Annotated in this window: 14 protein-coding genes; 6 read left to right on the top strand and 8 right to left on the bottom strand. The window is 48.3% G+C overall.

The window, feature by feature from the left end; all coding sequences use genetic code 11:
• Window positions 1-99 precede the first annotated feature (99 nt).
• Complete coding sequence (locus BMZ54_RS05580; protein WP_089907270.1) at window positions 100-1,041, top strand: alpha/beta hydrolase; 942 nt, start codon at window positions 100-102, stop codon at window positions 1,039-1,041.
• Window positions 1,042-1,046: 5 nt separating this feature from the next.
• Here the strand turns inward: BMZ54_RS05580 and BMZ54_RS05575 are convergent, their stop codons facing one another.
• From BMZ54_RS05575 to BMZ54_RS05550, 6 genes are all read right to left on the bottom strand, one after another.
• On the bottom strand, window positions 1,047-1,607 hold the full coding sequence (locus tag BMZ54_RS05575) for a L,D-transpeptidase family protein (RefSeq protein WP_089907268.1): 561 nt from the start codon (window positions 1,605-1,607) through the stop codon (window positions 1,047-1,049).
• Between the two features lie 168 nt (window positions 1,608-1,775).
• The gene (locus BMZ54_RS05570; protein WP_089907266.1) at window positions 1,776-4,721 is read right to left on the bottom strand and encodes an insulinase family protein; all 2,946 of its coding nucleotides are present in this window, start codon (window positions 4,719-4,721) and stop codon (window positions 1,776-1,778) included.
• A 204-nt stretch (window positions 4,722-4,925) separates the two neighbouring features.
• Window positions 4,926-5,141: a hypothetical protein gene (locus tag BMZ54_RS05565; RefSeq protein WP_089907264.1), complete on the bottom strand. Its 216-nt coding sequence runs from the start codon at window positions 5,139-5,141 to the stop codon at window positions 4,926-4,928.
• A gap of 152 nt (window positions 5,142-5,293) precedes the next feature.
• Window positions 5,294-6,238, bottom strand: coding sequence for an outer membrane beta-barrel protein (locus BMZ54_RS05560; RefSeq protein WP_162277478.1), 945 nt, complete (start codon window positions 6,236-6,238; stop codon window positions 5,294-5,296).
• A 31-nt stretch (window positions 6,239-6,269) separates the two neighbouring features.
• Window positions 6,270-7,580 carry an anti-sigma factor gene (locus BMZ54_RS05555; protein ID WP_089907259.1) on the bottom strand — a complete coding sequence of 437 codons (1,311 nt, stop codon included), beginning with the start codon at window positions 7,578-7,580 and terminating at the stop codon, window positions 6,270-6,272.
• 2 nt (window positions 7,581-7,582) lie between these two features.
• Complete coding sequence (locus tag BMZ54_RS05550) at window positions 7,583-8,068, bottom strand: RNA polymerase sigma factor (RefSeq protein ID WP_089907257.1); 486 nt, start codon at window positions 8,066-8,068, stop codon at window positions 7,583-7,585.
• Between the two features lie 353 nt (window positions 8,069-8,421).
• On the opposite strand from BMZ54_RS05550, the gene kbl reads away from it, so the two are divergent.
• The 4 genes from kbl to BMZ54_RS05530 all read left to right on the top strand — a co-directional run bounded on the left by kbl (window position 8,422) and on the right by BMZ54_RS05530 (window position 12,897).
• A complete protein-coding gene (kbl, locus tag BMZ54_RS05545; RefSeq protein WP_089907255.1) occupies window positions 8,422-9,627 on the top strand; it encodes a glycine C-acetyltransferase in 1,206 nt (401 codons plus the stop codon).
• Between the two features lie 454 nt (window positions 9,628-10,081).
• Window positions 10,082-10,882 carry a class D beta-lactamase gene (gene blaOXA / locus BMZ54_RS05540; protein ID WP_089907253.1) on the top strand — a complete coding sequence of 267 codons (801 nt, stop codon included), beginning with the start codon at window positions 10,082-10,084 and terminating at the stop codon, window positions 10,880-10,882.
• Window positions 10,883-11,128: 246 nt separating this feature from the next.
• Window positions 11,129-12,157, top strand: a complete 1,029-nt coding sequence (locus BMZ54_RS05535) for a VWA domain-containing protein (protein ID WP_089907251.1) — start codon at window positions 11,129-11,131, stop codon at window positions 12,155-12,157.
• A 2-nt stretch (window positions 12,158-12,159) separates the two neighbouring features.
• Entirely contained in the window at window positions 12,160-12,897 is a 738-nt protein-coding gene (locus tag BMZ54_RS05530) for a tetratricopeptide repeat protein (RefSeq protein ID WP_202909141.1), read from the top strand.
• A gap of 63 nt (window positions 12,898-12,960) precedes the next feature.
• On the opposite strand, the gene BMZ54_RS05525 is transcribed toward BMZ54_RS05530, so the two are convergent.
• Together BMZ54_RS05525 and BMZ54_RS05520 are read right to left on the bottom strand one after the other, a co-directional pair.
• Complete coding sequence (locus BMZ54_RS05525) at window positions 12,961-13,281, bottom strand: hypothetical protein (protein ID WP_143080916.1); 321 nt, start codon at window positions 13,279-13,281, stop codon at window positions 12,961-12,963.
• A gap of 32 nt (window positions 13,282-13,313) precedes the next feature.
• Complete coding sequence (locus tag BMZ54_RS05520; protein ID WP_089907246.1) at window positions 13,314-14,120, bottom strand: helix-turn-helix domain-containing protein; 807 nt, start codon at window positions 14,118-14,120, stop codon at window positions 13,314-13,316.
• A 64-nt stretch (window positions 14,121-14,184) separates the two neighbouring features.
• Here BMZ54_RS05520 and def point away from each other — a divergent pair, with 64 nt between their 5' ends.
• A complete protein-coding gene (gene def / locus BMZ54_RS05515) occupies window positions 14,185-14,724 on the top strand; it encodes a peptide deformylase (RefSeq protein ID WP_089907244.1) in 540 nt (179 codons plus the stop codon).
• Window positions 14,725-14,812: the final 88 nt, after the last annotated feature.

Below are 14,812 nucleotides of genomic sequence, written 5' to 3'. Positions count from 1 at the left end.
CACCCGGGATGATCGTTTATTGCCTGTTCTTGTTTAATATCACAACGTTAAAAGCAATGACCATCGGCTATGGATCATGGACTGTATAATACCTGAACTATGTCATTACTGAAGCGTATTGGTAAAATACTGTTGGTATTCTTCCTTTTTTCCAACATTATCCTGGCCTTTCATGCCTGGAAGTTCACGCACTTTTATGACGATGCGGGCCACAGGAACAAACGCCCGGAACAGATGAACGGCTGGGAAAAAACGCGCATTATTTTGTTTGGGGTAAACCTGTCAAAATCGGTTAACAGAGAGCGGCCGGTAGTGCCTTATAAAACCATTAACCTGCATACTAAAAATGGCCTGCGGCTGGAAGGCTGGTGGATAGATGCCCGGCAACCGGCTAAAGGTACGGTGATCCTGTTCCATGGTTATGGCGCCAGCAAAAGCTCGCCCCTGGCGGAAGCAGCGTATTTCCGGCAGCTGGGGTATAATACCTTTCTGCTGGATTTCCGTGCGCATGGCAATAGCGAAGGCTATGTATGCAGTATTGGTTATAAAGAGGCGGAGGATGTTAAGCTGGCGTACGATTATGTGCGCAGCTGCGGCTATCAGCACATTTCCCTGTGGGGCATGAGCATGGGCGCAGCAGCTATCCTGAAGGCAGTACCGCAATATCATTTACAGCCGGACAAGATTATGCTGGAAGCTCCCTTTGCTACTTTAACGGATGCAGTAAAAAGCCGTATGTGGGCCGTGCATATGCCGGGTACACCGCTGGCGCAGATCGTTACCTTCTGGGGTGGTGTGGAGCAGGGCTTTTGGGCGGCCGGTTTTAAGCCGGCGGAGTATGCAAAGAATATACAGGTGCCCACTTTATTATGCTGGGGTAAACATGACATACGTGTAATGGAGCATGAAACGCGTAGCGTGTATACGCAGCTGGGTACTAAACAAAAGCAGCTGGTGGTTTTTGAAACATCCGGCCACCAATCATTTTGCCGGAATGAGCCGGAGAAATGGAAAGCTGCGGTGAGCCATTTTTTGCAATAGGAAATTTAGCGGCGTATTACTACCGGGGTGCCTACTTTAATAACATCGTACAGCTCATTTACATCCCCGTTCTTCATACTCACACAACCTAAGGTCCAGTTAATGCGGCTGTCCACATACGCATCGCGGATGCCGGAGTTGTACTCTACACCATGAATGCCAATGCCACCGCCAATATCTGCATTAGCAGGCAGAATGCCCTGTTGCTGGCGCTGGTGGAATTTGGCCCAGGAAACTTCGTTGGGATAATCCAGCAGCATAAACCGGCTCCAGCGGCCATCATACCGCTTACTTGAAATATGAAAAGTGCCTTCAGGCGTTTGCCGGTCGCCCTGCATTTGTTTATCCAGCATGTCGCGGCTGCCGAATACTACCTTATAAATTTTAATGAGCGTTACATCCTCGTACAGGTACATCCTGTAATCGCTTTTATCTATCAGCAGAAAAACTTTGTCTGCATCAATGGCTGCAGGGTTCAGCTTTACGGTGTATAACCCACTCTCGTTATTAAACCCGGCCAGGGGGATCAGCAGTAATAATAAAATACTCCAACAGTAGCGCGGCATCTCACAAGGGTAATTTAGTACAATGATAACGATGCTGTTAAATCGTTTATTGTATGAGAGCGAAAAGCTGAAAGCAAAAAGCAGAAAGCTTAAAGGTCATAGTAGCCCTTTTTGCTTTCTGCTTTTTTGCATTTGCTTTATGCTTTCAGCTTTATGCTTTGCGCTTTTTTAGTATCCGAACAGCTCTTCAAGCGTTACTTTTTTTACCTCGCCGTACTTTTTAAGATCGTCCTGGCTAACCTTTTTCTCTGAGCCTAAAATACAATAGGTGTAAGGTTTGCCGGCCAGGTTCTGATCATGGAACTTCTTCACATCATCAAAGGTCAGCTTGTCAACAGCGGCGTATACCTGCTTGCGGTAATCGGTATCCAGGCCCAGCTTTTTTGCATTCAGGTAGCTGAAAATAATACCATCCTGCGTAATGCGCTCTGTTTCCAGATCCTGCTTCATGCTTTCGCGGGCTGTTTCAAACAGCTTGTCGGAGCGGGGTATATCATTCAGCAGCTCATTCATACCGGTAATGGCTTCATTCATTTTATCGGCCTGGCTGCCTACATAAGCTACTACAGAATAGCGGTCCTCCTTTTTATCAGGTGAAACGTAGAAGGCGTAGGTGGAATATGCCAGCGCTTTGGATTCGCGGATGGTCTGGAACACGATGGATCCCATGCCGCCGCCAAAATAGTTATTGAATAAAGAGATCACTGCGGTGTTCTCCGGGTTGTAAGCGGATGTGCTGTTACGTACCCAGTTCACTTCTGCCTGCACCATATCGTAATCGGCAAACAGCACCTGGTTGCTGGTCTGCGTGCTCTTTTCAAACTTCACGGCTGCCGGTGCGGTTTGGAAAGTAGCGGGTAGGGTATGTACTTTCTTTACAGCATCTGCTGCTGCTTCCAATGTTTGCGGACCGTAATAAATAACCGTGTGCTTATAGGAAGGCAGTGTGTGCAGCATTTCTACCAGCTCGGCGGAGGTTAAGCCGTCTAAGTCTGCCTGGCTTAGCTGATTGTTGTAGGGATTTTTAGGACCGTACATGCCATACTGCACCAGGCCACGCATAATAGCTACCTTGCTCAGCTTATTATCCGTACGGGCTTTTTGCAGGCGGCCTTTTAACGCAGCCAGGGCGGCTTCATTAGGCTGGCAGTGGGTAAGCAGGTGCTCAAACAGCGCTACGGCTTTATCAAAATTTTCCTGCAGGCCGGAGATGGTAATGGTGGTAACATCGGTACCGGAGCTTACATTAAAGTTGCAGGCTATGTTATAAAACTCTTTGCTGATCTGCTCTGTGGTATACTTGTCTGTACCCAGGAACTGCAGGTACTGCGCGGCCAGGGGCAGCTTTTTGTTATTCCAGCTACCCATATCAAAACGGTAGTGGAGGCGGAACAGCGCATTATCGTTGTTCTGCACATACAGCATTTCTGCGGGGCCTACCTGGCTTTTCTGAATATCTTTATTGTAATCCAGCCATTGCGGTTGTACCGGTGTGGCGGGTATGGCGGCTACTTCTTTCAGGAAGGGGGACTGTGCTTCGCGGTTTACCTCTACCGGAGTAATGGCGGGCTTTTCTACCTTTTCAATATTCTTATCTTCCCCTTTACGTTTATACAGCAGCACATAATTATTTTTCAGGTATTCGTTGGCAAAATCAACGATCTGCTTTTTTGTAACCTTGCTCATGGCATCTACCATCTCCACATCATTCAGCCAGTTCTGCCCGCGGTGCTTAATAAAACCGTCCATAATGGAGTTGGCGCGGTTGTTATTACTTTCCAGGCCCTGTAGCTCGGAAAGCTTGGCGTTGTTAACGATGGCTTTTACCAGGGTTTCATCAAACTCTCCTTTTTTCAGGATCTCCAACTGGCCCAGCAGCAGGTCTTTAACTTCTTCCAGCGTTTGGCCCTGTTTGGCTTTGCCGCTCAGGTAAAACACGGTATAGTCTTTCCATTGCAGCTGGCCTACGCTGGCGTTCAGCACTTTCTGCTGCTTGTTAATGTTAAGGTCCAGCAGGCCGGCCTTACCATTGTTCAGGATCTGCGCCAGCACGTTTGTTACTACGGCTGCTTTGGTATCCAGCGCCCCGGGCAAACGGAAGGCAATGTTCACGTTTTCAGCATCGGGCCCAAATACTTCTTTTACCACAGGCGCCGCAATAGGCTTTTCTACCGGGGCTTTGTATTCGTGGATAGGTTTGGGCTGCATGTAGGCAAACTCTGTATCTATTTTTTTGATCACATAATCCGGGTCAAAATCACCTGCCATTACAATGGCCATGTTATTGGGCACATAGTAGGCATTATAAAAATCGCGGATGGCTTTCAGGTTTGGATTTTTCAGATGCTCCACGGTACCGATGGTTGACTGCTGCCCGTAATTATGCGTAGGGAACAGCGCTGCCAGCATGGTTTCGTACATTTTACGGCTGTCATTATCCAGGCCGCGGTTCTTTTCTTCATACACGGCTTCCAGCTCCGTATGGAACAGGCGGAAAACCGGTTCGCGGAAACGCTCTCCCTGTACAAACAAATATTTATCTACGGCATTGGATGGAATATCTTCTTCATAAATGGTTTCCTCTACCCAGGTATGGGCATTGGTGCCCTGTGCGCCCATGCCTGCCATCATTTTATCATATTCATTGGCAATGGCATATTTGGCTGCCAGGCCGGAAACGCTGTCTATCTGGTGATATACCGTTTTACGGGGGCCGGCGCCGCTGGTGTGGTTATAGGTATTGTATAAACCTTCTATTTTATCCAGGTAACTTTTTTCCTGCGCCCAGTCCAGGGAGCCGAATTTGTCGGTGCCCTTAAACAGCAGGTGCTCCAGGTAGTGGGCCAGGCCAGTGTGGTCTTTGGGATCATTGTCGCTACCGGCGCGCACGCCAATCAGGGTTTGAATACGGGGCTCTTTTTTGTTGACGCTCAGGATAACGGTTAACCCGTTCTTTAGTGTATAAAAGCGTGCCTGCATGGGGTCATCGGTCACATACCGGTAGGTATATCCCCCTGCAGTGGCTTCTTTCCATTCATATTTGTCCTGTGCATGTACGCTGTACAAGGTACAGGACAGTAACAGCATGAAAATGGCTCTTTTCAAAATAGTCATACGTTGGTTTTTGGAAATGAAATATAGATCGTCCAAATATATAGAAAAGGGGAAAGCTACAAACAGGGGAAAAAGGAAGAAAGGTGAAAAAACGTGAAAAGTGATGAATGAAATGTGAGGAAGGGGCATAACAATAGCGTTCCGCAGCCCTGGGCCGGAAATTCTAATAGATAATATCTTCACTTGATAAGTACGCTTAATTGCCTATTGCCGCTGGCTGGCAAACTGGTACCGGGGGCGCAGGCGTGTCATCAGGGTATCGGCCTTAGGCGACAGGTAATGATGGCTGGCCAGGTAACGGAAGCTTACCAGGTATAGCTGTGGGTTGCTGCCTACCATGGTTAATGCGGCGGCGGAGAAAAGCTGCTTAAGATATTGCTGGCGGGAATTGCTGGGCGGGGCTTCTGACCGTTTAGCCATAGACGTTTCCTTTTTTGCAGGGGTAGGGTTTACACCCAGAATTCGTGTATCACATGAATGTGCCCATACAATAAATCCGGAACAAGCTAAAAAGGTCAAAAAAGTACGCATAAGCCTAGTCTTAAGTGCTGGGTTAAGGTTATGAAAAAACGTCAAAAGCCATTAAAACGGATGCCTACGGAAAATGGATATTGCTCCAGCCCGTAGGAATGCAGCGGTGTGAGCGCAAAGTTACCATAAAGTTTCACTGGTCCATAGCCCAGCTCACTGGTAATGCCCATCCGCCATTTGTTCAGATTAAAATCGTCTGTACGCTTTACTTTGCCTCTCTCTTCACTGATCTGTTTGGTGCGTGATTTTACCAGGTAGCCCGCCATTACACCCATACTAACATCCACAGAACGGCCGGGCCTGGCTGGGTTAGACGTAAAATTCAGCATCAAAGGTACGCTCAGGTATTCTGCAAACAACTTATTCTTTGAAAAATGTATTGAATCTTCCCGGATTATCTGTGTAGGATACCCTGGTACATACGTAATGCTACGGGCATAACGATAGTTGTTCATTTCGACACCTAAAGCGTATATGAGGTTTAATTTATGCTTATAGATATTTAAGCGCTGCATGAGCACCCAGATATTAACATTAATGGATTTATCGGGGATCAGCTTAAACTCGTCCGGTGTGAGGGGGGCGCTGGCACTGCGGGGCGCAAAGGTATTGAGGCCCTGTGCAGAATAATCATAGCTTTTACCGGCTGCGTTCATTGCATAACCGGGGGTGGCATAGGCCATCAGGGCTGCGGCCCCTGCGCCGGCATAGTCGCTGCGGTCAATGTAATTATTAAAGCCCAGGTCTATTACCAGCCAGCGGGTGTGCAGGTTCTTTTTAAGCTTATTGCGCGTGTATACGGTATCGTTATAGAACTTGTAGTGGTTCTTTCCCCGCGCGTCTTTGCCTTTGATGATGATAAGGCCTTTGATCTGGATAGTATCTGCTGTAGGCACAGTAGCGGCAGGGGCAAGCTTTTGGGCCTGTACCTTCCCTATTATAAGCATGAGCAATAAAAAGATCCAGCGTAAAATTTTATACTTCATATGTTCTGTTCTGTGTTGATATGGTTCCGCATTATTTCTGATGTTTTTTCCGGGAAAAGAATTTAGCCACATTGGTAACCCCGTTCAGCAACCGGCTTTCGCTGCTGCTGGTTACGGACATAATCAGCTCTCCCTGTATTTCCGGTGCAGGTGCGGCAGCTGCCGGCTGCGCTTCGGGCGCTGGTGTATGGGGCAGCTTCACAGAGCTGGCCATGGTTTGGTCCCGGTTGGCAGCTACATCCTGTACAGGAGGCACTTCTGCCGTGGTTTGGATCTTCTTTTCCAGGTGCTGCTGTACCACCTCTTCAGAGGTAGCACGCGGCTGCGGCAGCTGTGCCAGCGCAGGTTGTGCATTGTTACCAATAACGGTATTGGTATTGGCAGATGCCGCAGCAGATGGGCTTACAGCCGCTTTTTGTGTGACAGTACGTTTTATGGGGGTATTGTTCTTGGCTATCAGCGCATGTTTTTCCGGTACTGCAGCCGGGGTATTGTTAGCCAGCGCAGGTGCAGGCTGCTGTGTAACCGGGAGTGATACGGATGGAGCAGCCTTTTGCAGGTTTTGCCCTGGTGCTGCAGGTGTAGCTGTTTGCCCTTGCTGGCTGGCTGCAACAATAGCCGTATTCTGTGCGCCTTGTTGTAAAGGCAGTATCCACAGCAGGAACGCACCGGCTACTACTGCGGCGGCAGCGCCCCACCAAATGGGGCTTATACGTACTTTAGTTGTGGTTTTGCGGTACAGGCCGGCTTTGCCGGGCATGTGCAGGGCAGGATCGGCCTGCAGCTTAGTACGTTGTAACAGTTGCAGGCTGGCCTGCAGCTCGGGGTGCTGTTGCAGGAACTGCTGCAGCGTTTGTTCTTCAGCGGCAGTCAGCTCGCCATCTATATAGCTTAAGAAGTATGTTTCGTAATTATCTGTTGTTAAGGTGGCGGTGTGCCGGTAGAGCATTTCCTTATGCTCAAAGGCCGGCGTATCCACAGCGGACAGGCGCATAGCCTGCCAAGTTTCCAGCTCCTGCGCCACATGCGGGTACTTATCCAGGAAAGTTTGCAGGGCGGTGGTTTCGGCGGCGTTTAGCTCACCATCAATATAACTGAGCAGGAAGGGTTCATAATTTTCCAGGGTAATAACGGTGCTGCGGTACAGCAAAGCTTTATCGTTAAACACTTCACCGGTATCCGGTTTCAGGATAGCAGCCTTATACACTTCCAGCTCCTTTGCCTGTGCAGGGTGCTGTTGCAGAAAGGCTTCCAGGGCGGTCCTTTCCTCCGTGTTCAGCTCTCCATCTATATAACTGAGCAGGAACTCCTCATAATTCGATATGTTGATGTCTACAGGCACAATTATATAACGTTTTCCATTTTTACCAGATAGTTCTTTAAATGTATCCTGGCCCGGTGCAGGTAAACTTTTACCTGTGATGGGTTCAGGTGCATGATGCTGCTGATCTCCTCATAACTGTATCCTTCATAATCTTTCAGCAGTATCAGGGAGCGCTGTACTTCCGTAAGCCGGTTCAGTGCCTTTTCCAGCACATTTTTGGCGTTGTGCACACGCTGCTCCGATATTTTTGTCTCCTCGCGGAACTGATCCACCAGGGTAATACGTTTCACTTTCCTAACATGATCTATCATATTATGGTACGCTACCGTAAAAAGGTACGACTTCGCCTTTTCAAAAGGTACGTCATTACAGTGCTTCCATAATATCTCAAATGCGTTTTGTACTACGTCTCTCGCGTCTTCCGTATGCTCCAGGTTCTTAACAATGAACCGGAAGAGATTGTCCGCGTACAGGTCCACGCATTTATTGTACTCCTTTTCCGTCATCCGGTGTTGCGGGATTTTAGTGCTAAGTTCCGACAAATACCTGAAAACCGCTCCATCCCGTTTTAGTGGGCAGTTGGCAGCCCGCAGCAGGCAGTAAATTAGTTCAGTAAGGTAAGCTGCCTACGTGGAACTGCCGGCTAACAGATTCCCGCTATCTGGCCCCACTTTTTCACAACCGTGCAGGAATTGCTTTCATTCAATTTATCGCGTAAATGATAGTACTATGACGTAGGGCGGGCGGGAAATGTTACAACCCGGTCAAACTTTTTAGGTAAAACCGGGAAAGGACGGGCAAGCTCATGGAATGGTGCTACATTTATTCTCATAAATTTGTCACATAAATACCCAAGTTTATGAACCAGCGCTTTATAACCCGTTTGCAACAGGAACTGGATGAGATCCGGACTGCCGGCCTGTATAAAAATGAGCGGATCATTACTTCCGAACAGGGAGCTGAAATACAGGTGAACGGTAAAACCGTGGTGAACTTTTGCGCCAACAATTACCTGGGCCTCAGCTCTCACCCGGATGTAATAGCAGCGGCCAAGCAGGCTATTGACACCCATGGCTATGGCATGAGCAGCGTGCGTTTTATTTGCGGCACACAGGACATTCACCGGGAGCTGGAGCAGAAAATAGCTGCTTTCCTGGGCCTGGAAGACTCCATCCTGTACGCGGCTGCCTTTGATGCCAACGGCGGGGTATTTGAGCCCTTATTTGGCGAGCAGGATGCCATTATTTCCGATGCGCTGAACCATGCTTCTATAATTGACGGGGTGCGCCTGTGTAAGGCACAGCGCCTGCGTTATGAACATAATAACATGGCTGACCTGGAAGCTAAGCTGCAGGAAGCCGCCGGCGCCCGTAGCCGCATTATCGTAACGGACGGCTCCTTTAGCATGGACGGTACCATCGCCCAGCTGGACAAGATCTGCGACCTGGCGGATAAGTACGACGCCATTGTAATGAGCGACGAAAGCCACTCCTCCGGCTTCTTAGGCAAAACCGGCCGCGGTACCCACGAATACCGGGGGGTTATGGGCAGGGTGGATATTATTACCGGCACCCTGGGCAAGGCCCTGGGCGGCGCTTCCGGTGGCTTTACCAGTGGTAAAAAGGAGGTAATAGATATGCTGCGCCAGCGTAGCCGGCCCTACCTGTTCTCCAACTCTGTGGCCCCCAGCATTGTAGGAGCCTCTATAGCTGTGCTGGATATGCTAAGCCACACCACTGCCCTGCGGGATAAGCTGGAATACAATACCAAATACTTCCGCAGCAAAATGACGGAAGCAGGCTTTGATATAAAACCCGGCGACCACCCTATAGTGCCGGTAATGCTGTACGATGCGGTACTGAGCCAGCAGTTTGCCGATAAGCTGCTGCAGGAAGGGGTGTATGTGATCGGGTTCTTTTTCCCGGTGGTGGCCAAAGGGCAAGCGCGTATTCGCGTGCAGCTGAGCGCTGCGCATGAGCAGGCGCACCTGGATAAGGCTATTGCAGCTTTTACGAAGGTAGGCAGAGAGCTAGGAGTGATTAAGGAGGGAGTGGTTGCTAAGTAGGAAGAACCGAAGTAAAAGATAGGACGAGATCGGCCTGACATGAACTTCACCAGGGATGGACTAGGGAAAAACATGGTATCTGGTAGGGAAAGACATGAGAAACACATGGGAAAGACATGGAAATCTACAGGAGAACCCTGTATAAGCTAACGAACAAGCATGTAGGGTTTTATGTAGGGGGGAGGAGTTGCACAGGGATGTCAGTAGGGAAAAAGGGGTGTTTTAGGAGGGAAGGACCCTGGTTGCGCAGCAATGGCGCAGGGGTTGCATACGGGTCGCGGCGCCATTACAGGTTTTGAGAATCGGGAAGCTATTATACTTCATTGGCCCTGGCAGATCCATAGAATTTGCCGGGGCTTTTTGTTTTCAGGAATGCCCCCGTCATGTAAATTACCAACGGCCTACATCCTTACCACTGATTTATCTACTTTTGCAGCAATTAATTCAACAACCGATGAAATATTTAGGCTGGATAGGCCTGCTGGCAACCTTACTGATCAATGCCTGCGCTCCTAACAATGTAAGTGAAGAAAAAAGCTGGGAAAAATACTTTACAGAAAATAAGGTAGAAGGCTGCTTTATGCTGTACGACAACAGCCAGGGCACCTTTAAGGTATATAACCTTGACCGGGCCAAGGAACGTTTTCTGCCGGCATCCACCTTTAAAATATTCAACGCACTGGTTGGTCTGGAAACCGGGGCAATCAGGGATACCGCTATGGTGATCAAATGGGATGGTATTCCCCGGGAAAAGGAGTGGAACCAGGACCTGAGCATGCAGCAGGCTTTCCGCCTGTCATCCGTACCCTACTTCCAGGAAGTGGCCCGCCGTATTGGCAAACCTACCATGCAGCACTGGCTGGATACTATTAAATACGGTAACATGAAGATCAGCCGGATAGATACCTTTTGGTTAGATAATTCTCTGCAGATATCTCCGGATGAAGAGCTGGGCTTTGTAAAAAAACTCTACTTCGACAATTTGCCTTTTACCAAAACCTCTATGCAATGGGTGCGCAGCGTAATGCTGATGGAAAAAACCGGTAAATATGAGCTGAGCTATAAAACTGGCTGGGGTATTGATGGCCGCAAAAAAATAGGCTGGATCACCGGATGGGTAGAGGAGAACGGGCATCCTGCGTTTTATGTGCTGAATATAGAATCTGAAGATCCGAATATTGAAATGCCTGATGTGCGGATGAAGATCCTAAAGGATATTTTGAAGCAGGAAGGGTATTTTGAAGGGCATAAGTAGTTGAACCGGGTTCTCCGGTTCAACGTCCATGGTCTATAGTAGATGGTCCATGGCATTGGGCGGGATGTGGTACTGCGTGAAATTTGAGTACGGGTCCGCGGACGATGGTTCGTCGTCTGTGGACCATGGACATCCCTTCTGTAAACTCCTCTGAACCACACATTAATACCCCCATACCGTTAAAAATCTCATAAACCCCATCTTTTCGTTCTGTAAAACGTGGCAAAAAAATTATATTTGAGCCATATGTTACGTTTTCAGCATAGTGAATATTTATGGGCACTGGCGTTATTGCTGGTGCTGCAGCTGGCTTTCATCAGCGTTACCTGGTGGAAACGCCGTTCCATACGCAGGCTGGGCGACCCTACCCTGGTGGAAAAACTGTTCCTGGGGTATAGCCGCCGCCTGTTCACCCTCAAATTCCTGCTGCTGTTTGTGGCCTTCTTTTTTGGGGTAGTGGGCTTGGCTAACCTGCAAAAGGGCAGCCGTATGGAAAAGATCACCCGTAAAGGCGTGGATGTAATAATTGCCCTGGACGTAAGTAAGAGCATGCTGGCCGGCGATATTAAACCGGACCGCCTTACCCGCTCCAAGCAGCTTATTACCAAGTTAATGGACAAGCTGGATAATGACCGTATAGGCCTGGTAGTATTTGCCGGTAATGCCTACTTGCAAATGCCGCTTACCATTGACTACTCCGCCGCTAAAATGTACCTGAGCACTGTAAGCCCGGACATGATCCCTACCCAGGGTACTGCCATTCCCCAGGCGATACAGGCCAGCAACGATGCTTTCAACAAAAAAGAGCGCAAACATAAAGCCCTCATCATTATCTCCGACGGGGAAGATCATGACGAAGGTTCCCTGCAAAAAGCCCGCGCGGCTTTTGATGAAGGAGTGGTGATCAATACCATTGGTGTTGGCTCCCCTACCGGCTCTCCCCTGCCCGACCCGGAAACCGGCGGCCCTAAAAAGGACAAGGATGGCAATATCATTATTTCCAAACTGGATGAAAACGAGCTGAAAGCTATTGCGGCTGCCGGCAAAGGCATTTACCAGCACCTGGATAATAATACGGAAGAAGTAGTGAATACGCTGGTGAGTAAAATTGACGGCATGGAGCAAAAGGAGTTTGGCGAAAATATATTTACAGACTATAACAGCTATTTCCAGTATTTCCTGGCAGCCTGCCTGCTGCTGATAGTAGCGGAGTTTTTTATACCCGAAGTGAAACGGCGGAAAGAAGAAGAAGTTGTTACCATTGTTAAAGAATGATCATGCAGAAATTGAGTTCTATCTACCATATGTTTTTTGTGGCCGGCCTGTTATGCTGTAGCAGCGCGGCTTTTGCGCAAACCGGCAACAAGTATATCCGTAAGGGTAATGAGCTGTACCAGCAAAAACAGTATACGGATGCGGAAGCCAACTACAAAAAGGCGCTGGAACAAAACCAGCAGTCGGATGTAGGCCGGTATAACCTGGGTAACTCCCTGTACGAGCAAAAACGGTATGACGATGCCCGTACCCAGTACACCAACAGTGTAAAGCTTTCCAAAGATAAAACCGTAAAAAGTGATGCTAACTATAACATTGGCAACACTTATATGGAAGGTAAAAAATGGGAAGAAAGCATTAAGGCCTACAAACAAAGCCTGAAAATGAACCCGGCCGATGAAGAAGCCCGTTATAACCTGGCCTATGCCCAGTCTATGCTGAAAAAGCAACAGCAAGGCGGTGGTGGCGACAATAAGGATAATAAAGAGAACAAGGATAAAGACAAGAAAAAGCAGGACCAGCAGAACAAAAACCAGAATAAAGATCAGCAGGATAAACAAAAGGACCAGCAGGATAAAGACAAAGAACAACAGGATCAGAAACCGCAGCCACAACCCAGCAAGCTGGATAAACAGGAAGCGGAACGCCTGCTGCAGGCCCTGAACCAGGAGGAAAAGAAGCTCCAGGATAAAATGAAAAAAGCAAAAGGCCAACCGGTGCAGGTGGAAAAAGATTGGTAATTATAGAGTATATAATGTAAGCTATACCCATTCAAAGCCACCCTCACCTGGTGGCTTTGAATTTTATTCCAGGCCTTCTTCTTCCAGTGGATCAGGCAGCTCCACTTCAATGGATATTTTGTGATAAGTGTATTTTAAGAGATCGTTGTATTGTGCCCGTAATAACGAAAACAGCTCATTGGGAGCATTGTCGTGTTTGTAATAATTTTGAAATTGTTCTTCGGTAAGGTTAATACTATAGGCAATCCCCTTAATATCGAGGGCAATATTATTTCTTCCCGCATTTTCTATCAGCGCATCGATGGTAGCAGGGAAACACTCTTTATCCAGCGTTTTTGCGTCGATCACCGTTTCCGTTGTAACTTTCTTTTTGATCTTCTTCATAATTAGAATATAATTTTCCTCCAGGTGCGCCATCACTGATCAACAGCAGAAGGCACTTTTCCCGTATGCTGTTTAAACGCTTTAATAAAATGCGCCTGATCGTAATACCCGTGCTGTAAAGCTATGCCAGTAAGGCTTTGCGCCGGCTGTCCCATACTGAAATAAGCCTGCAAAAACCGGATAGTATTAATATAAGCTTTAGGGGTGATGCCTAACTGGTTCCTGAAATTACGTTCCAGCCACTTATAATTTACGCGCAGGTGCGCACATACCTCCTGCACATTTAACTGCCCCTGCTGCGCACGGATATATTGTACCGCAGCCTGTATTAAATAACCCGCTTGCTTATGCACCGGCAGCTTTGCCTGTAAAAAAGTATCCAGTAAAGCTGCTTGTGCCGCGTGACTATTAGCCTCACGGATGTTAACAGCCAGCTGCTCACCGGCAGCGCCCCATACCGCTGTAACCGGTACCAGTGGCGCAGCAGCTACGGATGGCAACGGCTGTTGCAGCAGCTGGTATAAGCCGCTACAGCTAAATTGTACTACCAGCATACGCATGCCTTTGGGCCAGGCCTGTATATAAGTGTTCTGCAAACCGTAGCAGCAGAAAAAAGCATTCTGCAAACACAGTGTATGCGTACCGGTGAATTGAATATTATACGGCGCATCCAGCAGGAAGATCAGCGCAGGATGCCCGTCCAGCGTGGCCCATATGGGTTGGCCGCTTTGCCCGCTGGTGTAAGGATAATAACCTGTCACTACCTCCCGTAGCGCTGCGGCTGGGCGGATGGCGCTCAATTGTTCGCGGAAAATATGTTTAAGCAGCTCTACCGGCATGGTACTGCAAAATTATGTCTAAAATCTACTATTCCGGCGGGTAGCGTTGTACTTGTTTTGCAGTATGATATTACCAATTGTAGCTTATAGCGCCGCCATATTACGTATACCCTGTGCGCCTGTGACGCCGGAAACACCGGGTTTGCAAAAACTGATCAGCAATATGTGGCAAACGCTGGAAAATGCCGGTGGTGTAGGCTTAGCGGCCCCACAGGTGAATAGATCCCTGCGGCTGTTCTTAGTGGATAGCACGCAGGCGGATGAACATAACGGTATTCACCAGGTGTTCATTAACGGGCATATACTTAATTACAGCACAGATACCTGCATCGATACCGAAGGTTGCCTGAGCATACCAGGCATCTGGGAGGAGGTGGTACGTGCCTGCAGCATTACTATTCAATACCAGGATGAAAACTTCAACACCCAGACACAAACCTTTAGCGGCCCTACCGCACGTATGATACAACATGAATATGATCATACGCTGGGTAAGCTTTACCTGGATCACTTATCACCACTACGGCGCAGGCTGTTGCAACGCAAGCTGCAGGCTATCATCAAAGGAAAAGTATCAGGCAAGTACCCTATGCGTTTTAAATAAAAAAGGGCCATCATATAATGACCCTTTGCTGATTTATTGTGCCAGTCTAAAAAATGCTGAATGCTCAACGCACAACGCTGAACGCTTG

The organism is Chitinophaga rupis, from assembly GCF_900109685.1.
Taxonomy (GTDB): domain Bacteria; phylum Bacteroidota; class Bacteroidia; order Chitinophagales; family Chitinophagaceae; genus Chitinophaga; species Chitinophaga rupis.
This window is presented reverse-complemented; position numbering and strand designations above follow the sequence as displayed.